The sequence below is a fragment of the Taylorella asinigenitalis MCE3 genome (assembly GCF_000226625.1).
GTDB lineage: Bacteria > Pseudomonadota > Gammaproteobacteria > Burkholderiales > Burkholderiaceae_B > Taylorella > Taylorella asinigenitalis.
Map to the genome: position 1 here is coordinate 1,134,865 of NC_016043.1, position 19,876 is coordinate 1,154,740.

Below are 19,876 nucleotides of genomic sequence, written 5' to 3' on the forward strand. Positions count from 1 at the left end.
ATAATTTTTGTTATTTTTGTTATGAACAATTTTATAGACACCAATTTTATTGAGAAAGTTCGATTAAAAAGTATTGAATTACTTATAGAAGAAAAAAAGACTAATTCTACACCCTCTCCAATTGATGTAGAAAGAGTTGTTCTTAGGGCTATAAGGGCTGCTCTAGTCGAGTTAAAAACAGAATGTGAAATATATTATGAAGAAGGTAGCCATTCATTTCCAGACATAATTTGTGAATTTGAAGACCACTCACTGGGTATAGAAATTAAAAGTTCAATTAGACCCTTATCAGCTGATAAAAGATGGGTTACTTTGGGAAACAGTATATTAGGTTCCACGAGCAAGTTAGTAGATGACTTGTATTTACTATATATAAAATCAAATAAATTAGGAATTGATGCAAAAGTCAAAAGATTTGAAGATGTAGTTTCTAACATAGTTGTAACGCATAGTCCACGATTTAAAATTGATATGGACTTAGCACCAGAAAAATCATTCTTTGTGCAAAGTGGAATTAGTTATAGTTTTTTGCGCAGTTCAAATAATCCAATTGAAGAAATTACCAGGTATTTTAGAGATAGAGGAGAAACTGGTTGGTGGATATCTGAAAGTACTCCAGCTTTAATAAGAAATTGGAGTGAAATATCCCCATGTGAAAAAAGATCTATTATGGCCAAAGGGTTTGTTTTATTTCCTGAATTATTGAATAAAAATGATCACAAAAAATACAAAAATTTATCTGAATGGTTGGTAGCAAAATATAGCATTGTTGATTCCAATTTAAGAGATAGTTTTACTGCGGGAGGTAAGTCAACAATACGACTTAATGATGAATTAAGCTACTATTTACCACAAATTTACAAACAGTTTTTGAAGGTATATGACCTTTTTTTAAATACCATTAAAACCATAAATATAGAAGAATTAATCTCAATTTGGCAGGACTATGATATATATAATGATTCGTATCAAAATAGAATTAATTACTGGATGAATAAAGTGAAATCCTATATAAAAGATACACCTATTAACAATCCAGAATTAGAATTCCTTTACAATTTATTCTTCAAAGTAGATAGGCCATAAATCTTCAAGTCTTTTAGCAATGTGAAAACCCAACAAAGGTGGGACAGCATTACCTATAAGTTTATAAGCCTTAGACCCCGAAACTCCATTAATGCCTTTTTTTATAAACGCATAATTATCAGGAAAACTTTGAATTCTCGCACATTCACGGATGGTTAATCTTCTTTCAATCATGCCTTTATTGAGTTCATTGATATATTTACCACCGTTTAATTCAGACAATCTTCTAAATTCGATGTTTCCATGATGTTCTGATCTGATCGTAGGTGAAATCCCATCAAGGTTTATTTCTATTTGACCTTGTAGTTTTCTTCCTAAATACTTAGCCTTAGAATAAATTTTTTGATCTTCATCTTCTGTTTTATCAGGTTCAAGCAAACCATGAAGAACTTCAGAAACTTTGACATAAGGCTTAAGAATTGGATCTAACTGTTTTGAATGAGTAACTTGTGGGTAGGGATCTAAATCCATATTTTTTTCTAAATCCTCAAGTTTCGACAATATGCCATTTGCTAAAGATTTTTTATGAACACCTATAAAAATTACTCTTTCTCTACTTTGAGAAACACCATAATCTGCAGCCATTAAAACTCTTGAAGGAAATACTAAATAACCGCCATCTGATATGTTCCTAAAATCAGATTCAATTATTTTTTTTGCATCTCCAAGGCTAACCAATCCTTTAACATTTTCCGCAACAAATATCTTTGGCTTAGTAATGCGAATTACTTCTCTCATCCATATATATAAATTTCCTCGATTTTCTATACAAGGAGCATCAATAACAATACTTTGATTTGAGTGACTCTTTTTTGAATTAAAACCCAATCGTTTTCCAGATACAGAAAAGTCCTGACATGGAAAACCACCTGTTACAACGTCAATAGAGTCTGGGAAATTAATTAGTTCAGCATTGTGTGATTTAACAAGTTCAACAATACTAGCTACTTTAAATATAGAAGAGTCTCGGCGAAAATAGTTATCCCAAACTATTTTCGCATCTGGTTTGATGTCATTTGCGAAGACTGTCTCAAACCTAGTTCTAGGTAAAAGTATATGAGTCTTATCTAAATCTTTAATTTTCCAATGTGGGTTAACTAATTTGTTATATTGAGATTTTAGAATTGGAAATCCACCTTCAAATCCTAAATCTAATCCACCACAACCTGAAAAAAGAGAAAGTACTTTTAAATTTTTATTTTCAGTACTTCCCTTTAAAAAATCTTTAGTTTTAGAAGACTCATCTTTCATCAAATGAACTATAAAGAGTAATAAAGATCAAATTCAACAGGATGAGTAGTCATTCTGAGTCTATTGATTTCTTGCTCTTTTAAACCTATATAGGCATCAATCATCTCATTACTAAAGACACCGCCTTTAGTTAAGAATTCTCGATCAGCATCTAGTGCCTCAATAGCTTGTTCTAATGAAGCCGCCACTGTAGGTACTAATTTATCTTCTTCAGGTGGCAAATCATATAAATTCTTATCTGCTGGATCGCCTGGATGAATTTTGTTTTGAATACCATCAAGCCCAGCCATCAGAAGTGCAGCAAAAGCTAAATAAGGATTTGCTAATGGATCTGGGAATCTTGCTTCTATGCGACGCCCTTTTGGACTGCTTGAGTAAGGAATACGAATTGAAGCAGATCGGTTACGAGCTGAGTAAGCAAGTTTAACTGGAGCTTCAAAATGAGGTACAAGGCGTTTATAAGAATTTGTACCTGGATTAGTAATAGCATTTAAAGCACGTGCATGCTTAATAATGCCGCCAATATAATAAAGTGCAGTCTCTGATAAGCCACTATATCCATTTCCGTGGAAGAGATTTTCACCATTTTTCCAAATGGATTGATGAACATGCATACCGGAGCCATTATCCCCAACAATTGGTTTAGGCATAAATGTTGCTGTTTTACCGTATAGGTGTGCAACATTTTTTACCGTGTATTTAAGGATTTGATTCCAGTCAGCTCTTTGGACAAGAGTACTAAATTTAGTACCAATCTCTAATTGCCCTGAATTTCCAACTTCATGGTGATGAATTTCGACTGGCACGCCCTGCTCTTCAAGGACAGTACACATCTCTGAGCGAAGATCGCTAAAAGAATCGATAGGTGAAACAGGTACATAACCACCCTTAATTCGAGGTCTATGTCCTGGGTTTTTTCCCTCCATATCAAGAGCACTAGAACTGGCCGCTTCTTCAGAAGAAATCTTAACGTAACGGTTATACATATCATCATGCCAAGACACACCATCAAAAACAAAGAATTCAGGCTCAGGCCCAAAATAAGCTTGATCTCCAATGCCCGAAGATTGCAAATAATGCTCTGCACGTCTTGCAATCGAACGCGGATCGCGGTCATATCCTTGAAGATTTGTAGGGTCCACTACATCGCAAGTCATAACTAAAGTTGGGATTTCTCTAAATGGGTCGATCCTAGCTGACGTAGAGTCGGGCATAAGCAACATATCTGAAGCTTCAATCCCCTTCCATCCGGCAATCGATGAACCGTCAAATGGCTGACCAGATTCAAAACGATCTTCGTCTAGTTGATGTGATGGGATAGTGATATGGTGTTCCTGACCTAGAGTATCGGTAAACCTTAGATCAACAAATTTCACTTCCCTTTCGCTAATAAGATTTAGGATATCTTCTATAGAAAACATACACTTCTCCGTGAATAATCTCATATTGTTTCATTTTTTTTAAAGCAATTCAATTAAATTAAAAAAATTTCTTGTAGATTGTTTAAATAATTCCACCCCAATTCCGTGGCCCGTAATTCTGTTGGCAATTCACTCATAAGCCCCTTCTTTACAGCCTCTTCTAAAAGTGGCAATAACACCGCAATCGACACCCCACATCTTTCCTCAAAATAATGCGTAGGTACACCCTCCCGTAAGCGCAGAGCATTAAGCATAAATTCAAACGGAAGTTCATGCACACCCACAGAGCGTGACTCAATAATCTGAGCCCCCTTTTCCCCCTTCTCGCCCTTCTCGCCAGACAATACTTTCTCCATCCATCGCATCGGATGACGCTCACGCACCTCACGAACAATCCTATCGTGGAAACTTAATTTGCTATGAGCACCTGGACCAATACCCAAATAATCGCCAAATTCCCAATAGTTGCGATTATGGGAGCATTGCCACCCGTGTTTTGCGTAGGCTGATACCTCGTATCGCTTGAATCCATGGGCATCTGCAATATCAACCAATGCTTCTTCCATATTAATAATGTCATCGTCAGAGGGCATTCTGGGCGGCGGAAATTTTGCAAAAACAGTATTCGGCTCAAGAGTAAGTTGATACATTGATAAGTGCGTCGAATCAAGCTTTAGAGCCATCTGCAAGTCAGAGATACTATTCTCTACGCTCTGATTTGGCAATGCATACATCAAATCCAAATTAAAATTCTCAAAATGCTTATGTGCAATCTCGGCCGCACGTACAGCATCATCAGAATCGTGAATGCGACCAAGTGCCTTGAGATGCTCATTATTAAAGCTTTGCACGCCGATTGAGAGTCGATTTACCCCTGAAGAACGATACGAAGCAAACTTCTCGGACTCAAATGTAGCAGGATTCGCTTCCATCGTAATTTCAATATCGCTCGAAATATTAAGTAAATTTCGAAGTATTTGAAGAATGCGATCAATAGCGGCTACTGAGAGCAAGCTAGGAGTGCCACCCCCTATAAAAACGGAAATTATCGAGCGTCCCCAAATATGCGGAAGATTGTAGATAAGGTCCTCTTCAAGAGCTCTCAGAAATGCCTCTTCTGGGATACCTTCAGAGGGCCTTTCATGCGAATTAAAGTCGCAATATGGGCATTTGTGCACACACCAAGGGATATGAATATAAATCGATAATGGTGGCAATGTCCCCGTAAACCTCACATTAGATGATATTGTTTTCATGTAAAAGTTTAAATAGGTATTGCAGGGCTAATCCTCTATGACTAATGCGATTTTTTTGGGATAGTTCTAATTCTGCTGCTGTTTTTTGCAAAGAAGGCACATAAAAATATGGATCATAGCCAAAGCCTCCATTTCCGCGGGGTTCGAGAAGAACTTCTCCGTGCCATCGTGCAGAGGCAACTATGGGACTTGGGTCATTATTAGAATTTAGCCATACGATATAGCATACATAGTAGGCTGAACGATCATGTTTATCTTTTAGATTTTGCACTAGGAGCCTGTTGTTTGCTTCGTCTTGTTCTAGGCCCTCAATCGGAGGACTATATCTTGCTGATTTAACACCAGGGGCACCACCTAAAGAAGGAACCACGATTCCAGAGTCATCTGCGATTGATGGTAGACCAGTTTCTCGAGCAGCATGTCGTGCTTTTTGAAGTGCATTTTCAAGAAAAGTATCAAATGGTTCACTAGAGGGACCTACCCCTAAATCACCCTGTGATACGACTTCAAAACCCTGTAAAAGTTCTGCGAATTCTAGAAGTTTCCCTTTATTATTTGAGGCTAAAACTACTTTCATACTATGTCTTAATTGTGAATTCTTTAAGGCCTAAACAATCTAATTGAGCTTTTATCAATTGCTCGCACCCAAGTTCTGCAAGGTCTAATAGTTCATTAAATTTAGATCGCGAAAAGGTTTCACCTTCCGCCGTACCCTGAATTTCAACAAAAGTTTTATTCGAGGTCATGACCACATTTATATCAGACTCGCAGTTTGAATCTTCTGAATAATCTAAATCCAAATATGCTTTATCCCCAACAACACCAACCGAAGTGGCAACGATTTGTTGATGGATAGGGTTATAGCTGATTATGCCTTGTTCTACACAGTTTTGAATGGCATCATAAAGGGCAACCCATGCACCCGTTATACTCGCACATCTAGTTCCACCATCAGCTTGAATAACATCACAATCAAGATGTATGCTTATTTCTCCTAATGCTTTTAGGTCTATACATGCTCTTAAGCTTCGGCCTATTAGTCTTTGAATTTCTTGTGTGCGACCTGATTGTTTACCTTTTGCGGCTTCACGATCAGTTCTCTCCTGAGTAGCTCTAGGTAGCATTCCATATTCTGCGGTCACCCACCCTGTGCCTTTACCTTTAAGGAATGGAGGCACTTTCTGAAGAACACTTGCGTTACATAGAACATGAGTATTTCCCACTTTAATAAGAACTGAACCTTCCGCATACGGTGTGTAATTTCGAGTTATAGATATTTCGCGAATTTGGTTAAAAGCCCTGCCATTAGACCTATTGTTCAATGAATCTGACATATGCGTCCTATAGGATTGATTTAGTAAAATTAATTTTAACTAATATCTGGGATTAAAAATGATTTACAGTATGACTGGATTTGCTAGTAACGCAAGCGAAAATTCGACTTTTACTGTCGAAATGAAAAGCGTGAATAATAAATATCTAGACGTGAATTTAAAACTTCCCGAATCTATAAGACATTTAGAACTACAGATTCGCAAGAAAATAAGCAAAAGTTTATTACGCGGGAAAATCGACCTGCAGATAACTAGAAATAATAGTGTAAAAGATAGTAAAGCGGTTGTAAGCGAGGGCATTGCCACCCAAATAAATGATGCATATTTTCATATCAAGAATTTTATACCAAAGTTAGAGGCACCGAGCTTTAAAGAAGTTATTGAATTAAGTCAGACTTTTAAAAGCAAGGAAAGTGAAGAGCTAGAGGACGCAACCATTCTGAACCAAATAGATGAGATTTTGAGCCAATTTCTGCAGTCGCGTGCTCGTGAGGGGCAGCGGCTTGCAAACGTGATGCTTGAATATGTAGAAGAAATCGAAAAAATTCATGAGCAAATTAGGGCGAAGCTTCCTGAACTAACAAAAGAGATAAACGAAAAACTGACTGTTAAGATCCAAAATATTATGGAGGAGTTGAATCCTAAGGGACTCGAGGGGCTATCGAAGGAAGAGATAAATAGCCGCATTGCCCTTGAAGTCGCAACTATGCTTGTTAAGGGCAATATCAATGAAGAGCTCGATAGGATTACATCTCATAGCAAAGAAATTCGCTCTATACTCTCTGAAGATTCAGCTTTGAGGGCAAATCAAAGCAAGGGAAAGCGGCTTGATTTTATATATCAAGAGATGAATCGAGAAATAAATACTATAGGCTCCAAATCAAGCGACACTTCAATTACAAATCATGTGATTGATCTTAAAGTTCTTGTGGACCAATTAAGAGAGCAGTCCTTGAATCTTGAGTGATAAATGCGTGTTTAAGGCACGGGGCTTGGGGCTCTGGGCTTGGAGATTCGGCTTGCCCTCATGGTGCGGGGCACACTCTTTTCATCAATATGAATTAGGCCCATCTAAACCATAAGCAGTTTCTTTTAAGGCGTTTTCAAACTTAGTGATCTCTTTTACAAACGCAAGTCTTACAGTACCGATAGGACCTGCCCTTTGCTTACCGATAATAATCTCTGCGAATCCTTTTTCAAGGCTATCGGGATTGTATACCTCATCTCTATAAATAAACAATATAGTATCCGCATCCTGCTCAATAGCTCCAGATTCACGCAAATCTGACATGATGGGTCGCTTGTCAGCTCTATGTTCAAGACTACGATTAAGCTGTGACAATGCAATAATCGGACATTCAAGCTCACGTGCAAGTTGCTTAAGCGAGCGGCTAATTTCAGAAATTTCAGCCACCCGATTATCAGAGCGTTTGTTTGTACCAGACATAAGCTGCAGATAATCGACCATTATTAAACCTAAAGATCCTTCTCTAGCCTTAAGTCGACGAGCACGTGCACGTATATCGAGTGGATTAAGCACAGGAGATTCATCAATATAAATTTTTGCATCCCTCAATTTCTTGGCTGCTTCAGTAATATTAGGCCAATCACTATTACCTAAATTTCCTGTTCGTATTTTTATATGATCTATCCTAGCTAATGACCCAAGCATGCGTTGAACAAGTTGAGAAGCATCCATCTCCATACTAAAAACCGCAACTGGTTTTTTTTCATTTATGGCAATGCTCTCGACTATATTCATCGCTAATGAGGTTTTGCCCATAGCAGGTCTACCCGCTACTATTATTAATTGTCCAGGATGCAGTCCAGTAGTCATTCTGTCGAGATCCGTAAACCCTGTTTTAAGACCAGTGATAACAGATTTATCCTTGCGAGTGCTAAGGATTTCAACCTCGTCCAACACTGAGGCCATTACTTCATTAAGCTGTTTAAAATCAGATGTTTTATTACTAACATGCTGAGCAATATCTAATATTTTTGCTTCAGCATCAACCAATATAGTATTCGCATCTTTGCCTTGCGGATGATATGACTCATCAATAGTAGATTCTGAAGCTGAAATTAAATTCCTAAGTATTGATTTCTCTCTAACAATATCGGCGTATCTAACAGCATTTTGTGCAGATGGTGTATTAAAAGCAAGTTTTTGTAGATATTCAAATCCGCCAACCTGTTCATCTTTATCGGAGTTTTTTAATGCATTAAATACAGTGATAGAGTCTACTGGTCTATCAATAGAATGTAATTTTCTTATATGCTCCCAAATTATTCGGTGGTTACTGAAATAAAAATCATCATCCGTAATAATGGAAGACACTAAATCAAAAGCATCTTGATTAATAAGTAATGAGCCAATCAAAGATTGCTCTGCCTCTTCTGATTGGGGTGGGAGTTTTAAAGCTGTATCCTCAGTAATACTATCAGACTCTATTACAGGAGGACCACTGTACTCGGAATGCATAAATTGATGGGGGTAAAAAGTTTTATTTTATAGAAAAAAATCCCAAAGACTATAAACGCTTTGGGATTATTTGGTTGAAAAGTTTTATGTAAATTAAACCATCTCACCAATAACGTTTACGACAATAACCGCATCTACGTCAGCGTGTAAGTGTAAAGACACTTCATATTCACCCACGGCTTTAAGCGAACCTTGAGGTAGACGAACTTGCTGTTTAGTAACAGCAAAACCAGCTTCAGAAAGTGCAGAAGCGATATCCATAGAAGTAACTGATCCGAATAAACGTCCATCAACGCCAGCTTTTTGAGGCATTTCTAAACGATAGCCGTTTAATTTTTCGCCTAATGATTGTGCTTGAGCAAGACGTTCAGCTTGTTGTTTTTCAAGTTCAGCACGACGAGTTTCGAATTCAGCAATAGCCTCTTTTGTAGCTCTTCGAGCTTTATGTTGAGGGATTAAATAGTTACGTGCATAACCATCACGAACCTTAACTACCTCGCCTAAATCACCTAATTTACCGATTTTTTCTAAAAGAATAACTTGCATTTGAGGACTCCTTATTGGTGATTATCGGTGTATGGAAGCAAAGCTAAAAAACGAGCACGTTTGATAGCTGTGTCAAGTTGACGTTGGTAATTTGCTTTTGTACCAGTAAGACGTGCAGGAATAATTTTTCCTGTCTCTGTAATGAAATCTTTAAGTGTGTCGATATCTTTATAATCAATTTCATCAACGCCTGCAGCTGTGAAGCGGCAGAATTTACGGCGTTTAAATAAAGGGTTCTGCTGAGTAAATTTGCTGCGTTTTTCTTTACCTTTTTTCATGAAAGCCATGATATTTCCTTTCTCTTAAGAATGTAGTCCTAACTACATCCAATTAAATTTTCTTAAATGACTGAATCAGTAATCGAAGTTTGCTTGAATTTTTTCTAGTCTCACTCAAAAATCCAGTTACTTCCAATTTAGTTCCTATAGTAATTTTTGAAATCTCTTCAGCTAATGAATTACTAGCTTGAGCCATGATTTTGAAATTCAACTTTCTTTTACTATGCTTTAAATCTAATTCAGAACTGTGTTCTAAAATCAAATCTAAAATCGGAACTTGGGCTGGAGAATATCTAATCTCTGAAGCCTCAACAATCACTCCATCGAGGCGAACAATATTCAAGCGATTTCCCCAAACTACTCTTTTGTATCCTCTTCAGAATTAGAAACAGAATCAGAATTCGCATCCGAATCTGAATCTTCTACTGATTCCTGGTTATCTGAATCAGATTCTTCAGAAACATTACTTGGTTTAGGATTATTTCTCTCTTCAGCTGAAGCAGCTTTACGAGATTCTTCACGTTCAGTAGACTTCATCATAATAGATGGCTCAGTCACTGCAGCTTTTTGCTTAATAACAAGATGACGAAGGATCGCATCGTTATAACGGAAATTATTTTCTAGTTCATCAAGAGTTTCTTGATTACACTCTATATTTAAGCACACATAGTGAGCTTTAACTAATTTTTGAATTGGGTAAGCCAAAATACGACGACCCCAATCCTCTGAACGATGCACCTGTCCGCCATTAGACTTAATTAGTGTGGTGTAACGCTCAGTCATAGCTGGCACCTGTTCGCTTTGATCAGGGTGCACTATATATACGACTTCATAGTGACGCATAAAATTTATAACTCCTTTTTTGGATTAAAGCCCGTATAAATCATATGTACCCTACATAAATTTATATCGAGCAAAAGAAAAGCGTATATTTTAGTATAAATTATCGTTTTAAATCAATAGCTTTTTAAAATTTTGTAGCTTTTATAAATCGCCCGCATTTATAGACATTTGAGCGAAAGCAGAGTGGTTATGAATAGATTCGAAATTTTCAACTTGTATATCAAATCTTCCATTTCCCTGCATAGATTTTAGAGCTCGAGCCACATCTCGTATTAAATCTTCCACAAACTTAGGATTATCGTAAGAGTGCTCAGTAACGAATTTCTCGTCCGATCTCTTAAGCAATCCCCAAAGTGGGCTTGATGACTGCCCCTCTACAATAGCAATAACACTCTCCCACTTTTCGCATAAATCTCCGTACAAAGTTACCGTTATATGCGATCTTTGATTATGAGCCCCGTAATCAGAAATCTCCTTAGAACATGGACATAGGCTCATGACAGGGATTAAAATTTCAACAGATAAACCATATGAGTTTTTGGATTTTTCATAAGACACCCCCCACTTAACCGCATATTCCATCAAGCTTACAACCTTAGATATAGGTGCCTCTTTTTGCACAAAAAAAGTAAATTGCGTTTCAATAAATCCCCTATCAGCCTCAAGCAAATCCGTCATTTCGCTGCATAGAGTTTTAAATTCAGAAAGCGTAAACGTATGGTCCTTATACGTTTGTAGAAGATTTACAAACCTTGACATATGAGTGCCCTTTTTATTTTCTGGCAATGTCACCGCTAAAGACCATTCTCCTATAGTAGAGATACTCCCTTCTTGGCTCAATAATTTAAAGGGATATTTAATACGTCGTATACCTACTTTTTGTATAACTAAATTGCGTTCATCATCCCGATTTTGAACATCAGGAATAGCATTTTGCTCATCAACTATCATGAAATTTTTGATTCAAATTCTTTTATAGATTTTAGAATACCAGCTGCGTCAAGACCCGCCTCAATCATTAATTGCTTTTGATCGCCGTGATCTATAAAACGATCGGGAAGTCCTAGCTGAAGAAGTGGGATTTTACATGCTTTTGACGTAAGATACTCATTCACAGCACTTCCAGCCCCGCCTGATACAACACCCTCCTCGACAGTAACAAATGCCTTATGATTTGCAAGAAGATTATCGATTAAATCTGTATCTAGTGGTTTAACAAATCGCATATCAACCACGGTGTAAGTGTCGTTTACTTTAAGTGCCTCATGCACTAGCGGGCCAAAACATAAAACCGCTACTTCACTACCCTCTCTTTTAACTACACCTTTTCCAATACTAACTGTATCTAATGATTTTGCGACTTCACTGCCAATACCAGTTCCTCGTGGGTATCTAATGGCTGCTGGACCTTTATGCATATAGCAGCTTGATAAAAGCAAACGACATTCAGCCTCATCAGATGGAGTGGCAATGACTAAGTTAGGCAAACAACGCATAAATGCTATATCAAAAACTCCCGCATGAGTTGCTCCATCCGCACCCACTATCCCTGCTCTATCAACAGCAAATGTGACATCCAAATTTTGCAATACCACGTCGTGAATTAATTGGTCGTATGCTCTTTGAAGAAAAGTAGAATAAATAGCTACTACCGGCTTATATCCTAAACACGCTAATCCACCAGCAAATGTCACCGCATGCTGTTCTGCAATACCTACATCAAAATAACGCTCTGGGAAAAATTGCTCAAATTTTACGAGCCCACTACCTTCTCTCATAGCAGGTGTGATGGCTATAAGTTTAGAGTCAGCAGCTGCTTGATCACATACCCAATCGCTAAAAATATCAGAAAAATTTATAGCTTTTTTTGAGGGTTTTAAAATACCGATGGTCCTATCAAATTTACCTGGGCCATGATAGAGTATGGGGTCATTTTCAGCTAATTTATATCCGTAACCTTTTTTAGTTACCACATGTAAAAATTGAAGTCCGCCTAGTTCTTTTAGATTTCTTAGTGTGGGTAATAAAGCCCCTAAATCATGTCCATCAATAGGACCAGAGTAATTAAATCCAAATTCCTCAAACCATGTTGCAGGGCTAATTATTCCCTTAGCGTGACCCTTGAGTTTTCTAGCCAAATCTAGAACAGGACTAGGGAGACGCTCCAACATTGCTTTGCCGAAATCGTGAGCATCACGAGCTAAAGAACCAGATAATAGACGCGTTAAGTATTTGTTTAATGCTCCAACTGGCGGCGAAATAGACATATCGTTATCGTTTAAGATAACAATTAGATTAATACCCTCAACGGAAGAAGAATTATTCAGAGCCTCGAAGGCCATGCCCGCACTCATAGCCCCATCTCCTATCACTGCAATATGTTGACGCTCCTCATTATCTAAGTGGGAGGCTATAGCCATGCCCAAGGCTGCAGATATCGAAGTTGAAGAGTGGGCTGTTCCAAAAGCATCATATTCTGATTCATCACGTTTTGGAAATCCAGAGAGACCTTTTGCTTGTCGTAAGGTTGACATGCGATCTCGACGTCCAGTGAGAATCTTATGCGTATAGGCTTGATGTCCAACATCCCAAATCAATTTATCGTCTGGAGTATTAAAAATATAGTGTAAAGCAACAGTAAGTTCAACAGTACCAAGGTTAGAAGATAGATGACCACCAGTTTTAGAAACAGACTCTAAGATAAAATCCCGCAATTCAGAACACAACTCTGGCAATTGTTCTACGTCAAGTTTCCGTAGATCTTCCGGATAATTTATAGATTTTAGAATCGAGTCTGATGTGGTCATCTTCTTAGAAATTTCTCAAAATAATGTAGTGGGCTAAATCTTTAAGCCTGTCTGAATTTGGAATACTAGCGAGAGCCTCGATTGCTTTTTCATAAAGTTCAGTTGCATATTCTCTGGCTTTCGATAAACCCAAAATCGTTACATAAGTAGGTTTATTGTTCTGCTCGTCCTTTCCAGCAGTTTTTCCTAGTGTATCACTGTCTTGCGTTACATCTAAAATATCATCCACTACTTGGTAGGCAATGCCTATGTGCTCAGCATATTTATTTAGACTCTCACTGAAACCGTGTTTATCCCTAAATAGTGCAATAACCATAGTTAAACATGACTTAATAAGGGCACCAGTTTTTCTACTATGCATATCTTTCAAATCTTCTATTTTAAGAAGATTAGAAACATTTAATATATCTATAACTTGGCCTCCCACCATGCCCGAAGCACCTGTGGCATTAAGAAGCTCTAAAGAACAATTAACCTTTATTTCAGCTTCTATAGAAGAACTTAGAAGATGCTCATGAGCTAGTGGCTGTAGTGCATCAGCAGCCAACAATGCCATAGCTTCACCGTATTTAATATGACATGTTGGTCTACCGCGTCTTAGATCATCATCATCCATACAAGGCAAATCATCATGTACCAAGGAGTAAGCATGAATTAGTTCTATTGCACTAACTATATGCGATAAATAATCGCTTTCAGTCTCATCAATATCCTTTAGGTAAATTTCGGAAGTAGCATACACCAAAGCAGCTCTGAGTCTTTTTCCTGGTCCTAATGAAGCATACTTCATAACCTCTAAAAGTTCTGAAGGTACATCAGAGAGAGATGCAAATAATTTTTCTAGATTAGAATTTGAAATTTTAACGACTGATTCGAGCCATTCATCAAAATTCTTAATATCTTGAAGCTTGTTCATTCAATTGGAAAAGTGTTTTGTCCCAAAGGTTTTTTAGTGCCGTCCTCTTGCATCACGGTAATTTGAGCTTGAGCAGCATCGAGTTTAGATTTGCAAAAATTAGCAAGATCTAAACCTCTTTTATATTTATTCATCGAATCTTCTAAAGACAGTTTGTTGTTTTGCATATCAGAAACAATACTCTCAAGTTCACTGATAGCGTCTTCAAAATTGCTAGGAGTTTCAAATTCATTATTTGTCATAGCTGCCTCCAAGAAGTAAACGTATATTTTAATATAAAATACTATTTCATTTGGTCCACTCAACATGACCCTTGGTGATGAGTGGTTTTTAGTTTATTTAAATCGGGGGGAACCGAAATGTCCGTGAAGGAAACAAACTTTTCATCTGGCGAAACAACACTACCAGTAGCCGCTTACTTCGATGAAAATCACTTTGCTCTAGAAATGGAGCGAATCTTTAAAAATTCTTCAATATATGTTACTCATGAGAAAACAGTACCTGAATTAGGGGACTGGTATACATTGCCACAAGATAAAGCTGGGCGTGTTCTTGTACATAATGAAAGTGGCCCTCAACTACTTTCAAATGTTTGCAGACATCGTCAAGCATTAATGCTTGGAGGACGTGCGGGTAATGTTAGTGACCCTAACTTATCTCGTGGAAATCTTTCGGAAACGGGAGGAAATATTGTGTGCCCGCTTCATAGATGGACTTACGACTCTAAGGGCGAACAGATTGCTGCACCACATTTTCCAGAGAATCCCTGTAAGAACTTAACTCCTTTTAATCTTTCAAATTGTCATGGTCTTTTATTTGAAGGTGCACGGGATGCAGCCTCTGATATGAAGGCTTTATTTGAAACTGCGGAATTTGATTTCTCTGAATATGTGTTCGATAAGGCCATTGTCCATGAATGTAATTACAACTGGAAAACTTTTATTGAAGTTTATCTAGAAGACTACCATGTTGAGCCTTTTCACACAGGATTAGGAAAGTTTGTAAGCTGTTCGGATTTGAAGTGGGATTTTTCGGATTGGTATAGTTCTCAAAGAGTTGGAGTTCATCAGGCTCTAGCGAATCCTGGTAGCCCAACATATCTAAAGTGGCATGATGCACTTTTAAATTATCGTCAAGGTGAAACTCCTAATTTTGGTGCTGTATGGGTAACCTATTTCCCTACACATATGATTGAGCTTTACCCTCATGTTTTAGTTCTCTCTACCCTTTATCCACAAGGTCCTCAGAAAACTTTAAATGTTGTTGAATTCTATTATCCAGAAGAAATAGTAGCTTTTGAAAGAGAGTTTATTGAAGCACAGCAAGCTGCTTATATGGAAACGGCTATAGAAGACGATGAAATTGCTGAAAGAATGGATCAAGGACGTCTTTCTTTGATGAACAGAGGTGTGGATGAATACGGTCCATATCAATCACCATTTGAGGATGGTATGGAACATTTCCATGCTTGGTATCGAAAAATGATGAAATAAACATTTAAGGGCACCAATCACTGAGTGCCCTTTTTTTGCTTATAAAAAAAATTATCTCTCAATAATTTTTAGCTTGATAGGCTTAAGACCAAAACGCTCCAGTGCCTCATTAGACGGCAATAATCCTCCATCCACATATGCACTGCCTTCACCAATCATGGTCAATGTCATATGAGATAATGGAGCTAAATCTCCAGATGCACCTACAGAGCCCTTTTCAGTAATGTCAGGGATAATATCATTATTAATCAATGCCAAAAGACAATCTATAACCTCTCGACGTACACCCGATACACCTTGAGCAAGACTAGCTACTTTCATAACCATAATAAGCCGAACAACATCTTCAGGTAATGAAGGGCCAGTGCCAACCGAATGCGATAGAATCAGATTTCTTTGCAAAGTCTCTATATCAGTATCTTCAATTTTAATATTTGCTCTTAGAAACCTTTTTCAATTTGTATATACAATCAAAAATTTAACATAATTATTTAGTTGTTTAAAATCATTGCTCTTGGGTGAAACCCCAATCTTAGTTAATATTTTCAATGATAGAATTTAATCGTTTTAAATACGGAGTAACATTTTGACGCAAGATACATTGCCTGAATACAAAAAAATTAAAAACTATATAGTGGAACAAATTCATACTGGTGTTTGGCTAATGGATCAATTAATACCAAGCGAACATGAGTTAGCTCAATTGTTTAATGTATCGCGTATGACAGTTAATCGAGCCGTTACTGAACTTACGGCCGAAGGTGTATTAACGCGAAGACGTGGAGCTGGCACATATGTTACTCAGAAAAAATTTAGTAATGTTTTCGTTACTTTAAGAAATATTAGGGCTGACATTGAGGCTACTGGACGTTTTTATTCGGCGATATTGGTCCGCAAAGGTCGAATAGAGCATAAAAAGCTTCCTGAGGAAGCCATACATGTTTTTTTCGAATGTCAAAATTTATTTTGTATAGAGATGCTTCATATGGCTGATGGCATTCCAGTTCAATACGAAAGGCGTTTTGTCGACTTAAATTTAATTCCTTCATTTGAAGTGCAAGATTTCTTAACTATAAGTCCTAGTCAATATTTAATTAAGAATTCACCATTAGAAAATGGTCACTACAAAATAAATGCTTATCGTTGTCCTAGAGATATTGCTTTGCAACTCAAAATGAACGAGTCCGATCCAGCTTTAGTTCTCACCAGATATACGTACTCAAATGAAATGCCACTCACATATGTTGAGATGTGGCATAACGGAGATAAATTCTGTTTCGATGGTGATTTAAATTAATCTGATTTAGTAACCACAGGATTTTCTGGATACGATATCCACTCGCTCCAAGAACCTGCATACAAGCCACTTCCAGTTAATCCCGCCTCTTCCATGGCAAACAAATTTAAGCAGGCTGTAATACCCGAACCACATTGATGAACAATTTTTGATGGGTCTGGATTTATTTTTTTAAATAAATCCGCTAATTCACCCTTTTCTTTTAAAACGCCTAAGTCTTCTAGATTCAATTCCACAGAATGATTTAATGCACCAGGAATATGTCCAGCCACGGGATCCATAGGTTCATATTCACCCTTATATCTTCCCTTTACACGGGCATCAAGTAGATCAAATTTTTTGTCCGTAAGATTATTTTGTACCTCCTGCATAGTTACAAGACGAACTAGGGAGTCTCTAGGAGACCATTCCTCAACAGGTTTATAAGATTCAATATTTTGCGAAGTAGGATATCCCAATTCCACCCACGCATCATAACCGCCTGATAAAATCTTAACATTGCTCATGCCAAGCCATCTGAGCATCCACCACATATGTGTAGCGAACATTAATACACCATTATCGTAGGCTATAACTTCATCATCAAAAGCAATTCCATTTCTGGCTAAAAATTTTGCGAATTGATTCCTATCTGGCAATGGATGCCTACCCGAATGCTTTGTTTTAGGACCGCATAAATCAATTTCATGGTCAAAAAATATCGCTCCAGGAATATGGGATTTATCGTATACTTTACGTCCCCAAGAATGGTCATTTAAATCATGTCTAACGTCTAAAATCTTAACTGAATCTAACTTATCTTTTAGCTTTTCTGGGGATATCAAGTATGTCATTAGTGCTTCCTGTCGTGCATTCGTTGAGGATGAGGAGGATGATGGTGATGATGGTAATGTCTAACAATATACTTCCACCTAACTCTTAAAGCACGTGCTTGATCTATAACAACTACTAGCACGCCTGCGACAATAACAAGCAACATACCAACCCATGACAACAAGTCTGGTATGGTATTCCAAATAATAATTCCTAAGATAGCCGAGAATATAATTGTTGAGTATTGGAGAACAGCTGAAACTATTGGCGAACCAGCACCAAAGGCTTGAGTTAAGGCTAATTGACCCCCAAGACCAGACACCCCAACCAAAAGCAAAATCATCCAAGATCTAATATCTAAGGTTGCAAATTCATTATAGTCAACTGCAATTAAGCCAGTTAAACTCATCATAATGGAAAAATAAAATACGGTTCTCCAAACAGGTTCACCTGTCGCACCTAAAGACCTAACTTGCAACATAGCAAATGCTGCCAAAATCCCACTTCCCAAACCAAAAGCAGCTCCGAGATACTGATCATGGCCAATACTAGGCCTTAGTATTAATAAAATACCAAAAAAACCAACGACTAAAGAGCCTAATTTTCCCCAATTAGCATGTTTGTGCCAAGTAATTAAAACAAGATAGAGGCCTAAAAATAAAGATGAGGAATAGTTCAAACTGGTGCTAGTAGCAAGTGGCAATAAATTCAATGCATTGAAATTAAGCCACATCGACGTAGTTCCGAGTACATTCCTTTTTATATGTAAGCCAAGGTATTTAGTTTTAAGAGATTTGTGGGTAAGTATCACCCACACAAAAATGATAATAAATGAAGGCATTCCTCTGAACACAACAATCATAGGAGTACTCATACCAAAATCATAAGAGATTTTGATCGTTGCCCCCATAATAGCAAACATTATGCTCGCAAGTAACATCCAGAAAGACTGCATATTCTTGTAAATAATAAAAAAAATTCTATTTAGTATAATTTAATAGATTTTATTTCATCAAGACATTTCCACCCTCTACAGGATTTTTTAATGAAAAGCTTCCTTTTATTGGCTATTACTAACTTAGCTGTAGTAGCCCTACTAATGATTATGTTTTTTCTATTGTCACCATTTCTTGAACAATATGGAATCACATCAAACGAAACTGTTACATTAGGCATTTTTTCTCTAATCTTCGGTTTTACTGGTTCTTTCATTTCACTTCTTTTAAGTAAAACTGTTGCTAAAACCACTATGGGTTTACAGATGATTGACCCTAATGCTCCACGCAACGATGCAGAAAGATGGATCTTAAATACTACTTACAAATTAGCTGACGCAGCTAATGTAAAACGCCCTGAAGTTGGAATTTTCCAAGGTGCACCAAATGCATTTGCAACTGGTCCTAGCAAAAATAACTCATTGGTAGCCGTGTCTACAGGTCTTTTGCAAAGCATGAATAAAGATGAAGTTGAAGCAGTTATTGGCCACGAAATGTCTCATATTAAAAATGGGGATATGGTCACTATGACTCTTCTTCAAGGTGTATTAAACACATTTGTTATTTTCTTATCTCGTTTAATTGGCAGAGCAGTTGCTAGAGATAATCGCGGAGGTGGTTTTATGTACTTCGGCGTTTATTTTGTATTGCAGACCTTTCTCGGAGGCATTGCCACTTTAATTATCTGTTGGTACTCTCGTCGAAGAGAATTCAGGGCTGATAGTGGTTCTGCTGACTTACTTCAAAATAATCAGTCTATGATTGATGCTTTAAGTGTTTTAGGTGGCTTAAAAGATTCAGCAAAATTACCTAGTGGATTTGCTGCTTTCGGAATCTGTTTTGGGGGCGTATTATCTACACACCCTCCTATCGAAAAACGTATAGCTAGTCTTCAAAATTGGAGGGCGAATCCTAAAAACTTCGAAAGACCTCAGGTTACTCAAACTCAAGTTTCACAATCCAAAAATAAACCACAAAATAAAGACTTTGATAGGTCAGGATTTTTTAAATAAATAAAGGCCCACTCAATGGGCCTTTTTCAATTTACGTAAGGTGAA

21 protein-coding genes and 1 pseudogene are annotated in these 19,876 nt (G+C 37.3%); 5 read left to right on the top strand and 17 right to left on the bottom strand.

Annotated elements, in window-relative coordinates; all coding sequences use genetic code 11:
* Positions 1-21 precede the first annotated feature (21 nt).
* A complete protein-coding gene (locus TASI_RS05395) occupies positions 22-1,086 on the top strand; it encodes a hypothetical protein (RefSeq protein ID WP_144312780.1) in 1,065 nt (354 codons plus the stop codon).
* Here TASI_RS05395 and TASI_RS05400 read toward each other — a convergent pair.
* Genes TASI_RS05400 through rph form a run of 5 tightly spaced genes read right to left on the bottom strand, consistent with a single transcriptional unit; the run spans position 1,060 to position 6,348 of the window.
* Positions 1,060-2,337, bottom strand: a complete 1,278-nt coding sequence (locus TASI_RS05400) for a DNA cytosine methyltransferase (protein ID WP_014111756.1) — start codon at positions 2,335-2,337, stop codon at positions 1,060-1,062. The genes TASI_RS05395 and TASI_RS05400 overlap by 27 nt on opposite strands.
* A gap of 8 nt (positions 2,338-2,345) precedes the next feature.
* The gene (gene glnA, locus TASI_RS05405) at positions 2,346-3,758 is read right to left on the bottom strand and encodes a type I glutamate--ammonia ligase (RefSeq protein WP_014111757.1); all 1,413 of its coding nucleotides are present in this window, start codon (positions 3,756-3,758) and stop codon (positions 2,346-2,348) included.
* Between the two features lie 53 nt (positions 3,759-3,811).
* The gene (gene hemW, locus TASI_RS05410; protein WP_014111758.1) at positions 3,812-5,014 is read right to left on the bottom strand and encodes a radical SAM family heme chaperone HemW; all 1,203 of its coding nucleotides are present in this window, start codon (positions 5,012-5,014) and stop codon (positions 3,812-3,814) included.
* Complete coding sequence (rdgB, locus tag TASI_RS05415; protein WP_014111759.1) at positions 4,995-5,591, bottom strand: RdgB/HAM1 family non-canonical purine NTP pyrophosphatase; 597 nt, start codon at positions 5,589-5,591, stop codon at positions 4,995-4,997. The genes hemW and rdgB overlap by 20 nt, the downstream gene beginning before the upstream one ends.
* A gap of 1 nt (position 5,592) precedes the next feature.
* Positions 5,593-6,348: a ribonuclease PH gene (gene rph / locus TASI_RS05420; RefSeq protein WP_014111760.1), complete on the bottom strand. Its 756-nt coding sequence runs from the start codon at positions 6,346-6,348 to the stop codon at positions 5,593-5,595.
* Positions 6,349-6,406: 58 nt separating this feature from the next.
* Between rph and TASI_RS05425 the strand changes: the two genes are divergently transcribed.
* A complete protein-coding gene (locus TASI_RS05425; protein ID WP_014111761.1) occupies positions 6,407-7,315 on the top strand; it encodes a YicC/YloC family endoribonuclease in 909 nt (302 codons plus the stop codon).
* A gap of 84 nt (positions 7,316-7,399) precedes the next feature.
* Here the strand turns inward: TASI_RS05425 and dnaB are convergent, their stop codons facing one another.
* The 9 genes and pseudogenes from dnaB to xseB form a co-directional block, all read right to left on the bottom strand.
* On the bottom strand, positions 7,400-8,830 hold the full coding sequence (gene dnaB / locus TASI_RS05430; RefSeq protein WP_014111762.1) for a replicative DNA helicase: 1,431 nt from the start codon (positions 8,828-8,830) through the stop codon (positions 7,400-7,402).
* Positions 8,831-8,923: 93 nt separating this feature from the next.
* On the bottom strand, positions 8,924-9,376 hold the full coding sequence (rplI, locus tag TASI_RS05435) for a 50S ribosomal protein L9 (protein ID WP_014111763.1): 453 nt from the start codon (positions 9,374-9,376) through the stop codon (positions 8,924-8,926).
* Between the two features lie 11 nt (positions 9,377-9,387).
* Entirely contained in the window at positions 9,388-9,663 is a 276-nt protein-coding gene (rpsR, locus tag TASI_RS05440) for a 30S ribosomal protein S18 (RefSeq protein ID WP_013521272.1), read from the bottom strand.
* Positions 9,664-9,706: 43 nt separating this feature from the next.
* Positions 9,707-9,997: a primosomal replication protein N gene (gene priB, locus TASI_RS05445; protein ID WP_014111764.1), complete on the bottom strand. Its 291-nt coding sequence runs from the start codon at positions 9,995-9,997 to the stop codon at positions 9,707-9,709.
* 152 nt (positions 9,998-10,149) lie between these two features.
* Positions 10,150-10,497 (bottom strand): annotated as a pseudogene (gene rpsF / locus TASI_RS05450) (30S ribosomal protein S6); the annotation flags it as partial.
* Positions 10,498-10,638: 141 nt separating this feature from the next.
* A complete protein-coding gene (folE2, locus tag TASI_RS05455; RefSeq protein ID WP_014111766.1) occupies positions 10,639-11,448 on the bottom strand; it encodes a GTP cyclohydrolase FolE2 in 810 nt (269 codons plus the stop codon).
* Positions 11,445-13,304, bottom strand: a complete 1,860-nt coding sequence (gene dxs, locus TASI_RS05460) for a 1-deoxy-D-xylulose-5-phosphate synthase (RefSeq protein WP_014111767.1) — start codon at positions 13,302-13,304, stop codon at positions 11,445-11,447. The genes folE2 and dxs overlap by 4 nt, the downstream gene beginning before the upstream one ends.
* A gap of 4 nt (positions 13,305-13,308) precedes the next feature.
* A complete protein-coding gene (locus TASI_RS05465; RefSeq protein WP_014111768.1) occupies positions 13,309-14,220 on the bottom strand; it encodes a polyprenyl synthetase family protein in 912 nt (303 codons plus the stop codon).
* Positions 14,217-14,462, bottom strand: a complete 246-nt coding sequence (gene xseB, locus TASI_RS05470) for an exodeoxyribonuclease VII small subunit (protein WP_014111769.1) — start codon at positions 14,460-14,462, stop codon at positions 14,217-14,219. Before xseB ends, TASI_RS05465 begins: the two co-directional genes overlap by 4 nt.
* Before the next feature lie 117 nt (positions 14,463-14,579).
* Here xseB and TASI_RS05475 point away from each other — a divergent pair, with 117 nt between their 5' ends.
* Positions 14,580-15,713, top strand: a complete 1,134-nt coding sequence (locus TASI_RS05475) for an aromatic ring-hydroxylating oxygenase subunit alpha (protein ID WP_014111770.1) — start codon at positions 14,580-14,582, stop codon at positions 15,711-15,713.
* Positions 15,714-15,764: 51 nt separating this feature from the next.
* Here the strand turns inward: TASI_RS05475 and TASI_RS05480 are convergent, their stop codons facing one another.
* Entirely contained in the window at positions 15,765-16,115 is a 351-nt protein-coding gene (locus TASI_RS05480; RefSeq protein WP_028884544.1) for an aromatic amino acid lyase, read from the bottom strand.
* Positions 16,116-16,299: 184 nt separating this feature from the next.
* On the opposite strand from TASI_RS05480, the gene TASI_RS05485 reads away from it, so the two are divergent.
* Entirely contained in the window at positions 16,300-17,010 is a 711-nt protein-coding gene (locus tag TASI_RS05485; protein WP_014111772.1) for a UTRA domain-containing protein, read from the top strand.
* Here TASI_RS05485 and TASI_RS05490 read toward each other — a convergent pair.
* The gene (locus TASI_RS05490) at positions 17,007-17,843 is read right to left on the bottom strand and encodes a sulfurtransferase (protein WP_014111773.1); all 837 of its coding nucleotides are present in this window, start codon (positions 17,841-17,843) and stop codon (positions 17,007-17,009) included. The genes TASI_RS05485 and TASI_RS05490 overlap by 4 nt on opposite strands.
* Positions 17,843-18,778, bottom strand: a complete 936-nt coding sequence (locus tag TASI_RS05495; protein ID WP_228359734.1) for a DMT family transporter — start codon at positions 18,776-18,778, stop codon at positions 17,843-17,845. The genes TASI_RS05490 and TASI_RS05495 overlap by 1 nt, the downstream gene beginning before the upstream one ends.
* Before the next feature lie 90 nt (positions 18,779-18,868).
* Here TASI_RS05495 and htpX point away from each other — a divergent pair, with 90 nt between their 5' ends.
* Positions 18,869-19,831: a protease HtpX gene (gene htpX, locus TASI_RS05500; protein ID WP_014111775.1), complete on the top strand. Its 963-nt coding sequence runs from the start codon at positions 18,869-18,871 to the stop codon at positions 19,829-19,831.
* Positions 19,832-19,876: the final 45 nt, after the last annotated feature.

Coding starts and splice junctions, on each gene's coding strand:
- TASI_RS05395 (WP_144312780.1), top strand. CDS start 22: ATGAACAATTTTATAGACACCAATTTTATTGAGAAAGTTCGATTAAAA.
- TASI_RS05400 (WP_014111756.1), bottom strand. CDS start 2,337: ATGAAAGATGAGTCTTCTAAAACTAAAGATTTTTTAAAGGGAAGTACT.
- glnA (WP_014111757.1), bottom strand. CDS start 3,758: ATGTTTTCTATAGAAGATATCCTAAATCTTATTAGCGAAAGGGAAGTG.
- hemW (WP_014111758.1), bottom strand. CDS start 5,014: ATGAAAACAATATCATCTAATGTGAGGTTTACGGGGACATTGCCACCA.
- rdgB (WP_014111759.1), bottom strand. CDS start 5,591: ATGAAAGTAGTTTTAGCCTCAAATAATAAAGGGAAACTTCTAGAATTC.
- rph (WP_014111760.1), bottom strand. CDS start 6,348: ATGTCAGATTCATTGAACAATAGGTCTAATGGCAGGGCTTTTAACCAA.
- TASI_RS05425 (WP_014111761.1), top strand. CDS start 6,407: ATGATTTACAGTATGACTGGATTTGCTAGTAACGCAAGCGAAAATTCG.
- dnaB (WP_014111762.1), bottom strand. CDS start 8,830: ATGCATTCCGAGTACAGTGGTCCTCCTGTAATAGAGTCTGATAGTATT.
- rplI (WP_014111763.1), bottom strand. CDS start 9,376: ATGCAAGTTATTCTTTTAGAAAAAATCGGTAAATTAGGTGATTTAGGC.
- rpsR (WP_013521272.1), bottom strand. CDS start 9,663: ATGGCTTTCATGAAAAAAGGTAAAGAAAAACGCAGCAAATTTACTCAG.
- folE2 (WP_014111766.1), bottom strand. CDS start 11,448: ATGATAGTTGATGAGCAAAATGCTATTCCTGATGTTCAAAATCGGGAT.
- dxs (WP_014111767.1), bottom strand. CDS start 13,304: ATGACCACATCAGACTCGATTCTAAAATCTATAAATTATCCGGAAGAT.
- TASI_RS05465 (WP_014111768.1), bottom strand. CDS start 14,220: ATGAACAAGCTTCAAGATATTAAGAATTTTGATGAATGGCTCGAATCA.
- xseB (WP_014111769.1), bottom strand. CDS start 14,462: ATGACAAATAATGAATTTGAAACTCCTAGCAATTTTGAAGACGCTATC.
- TASI_RS05475 (WP_014111770.1), top strand. CDS start 14,580: ATGTCCGTGAAGGAAACAAACTTTTCATCTGGCGAAACAACACTACCA.
- TASI_RS05490 (WP_014111773.1), bottom strand. CDS start 17,843: ATGACATACTTGATATCCCCAGAAAAGCTAAAAGATAAGTTAGATTCA.
- TASI_RS05495 (WP_228359734.1), bottom strand. CDS start 18,778: ATGCAGTCTTTCTGGATGTTACTTGCGAGCATAATGTTTGCTATTATG.
- htpX (WP_014111775.1), top strand. CDS start 18,869: ATGAAAAGCTTCCTTTTATTGGCTATTACTAACTTAGCTGTAGTAGCC.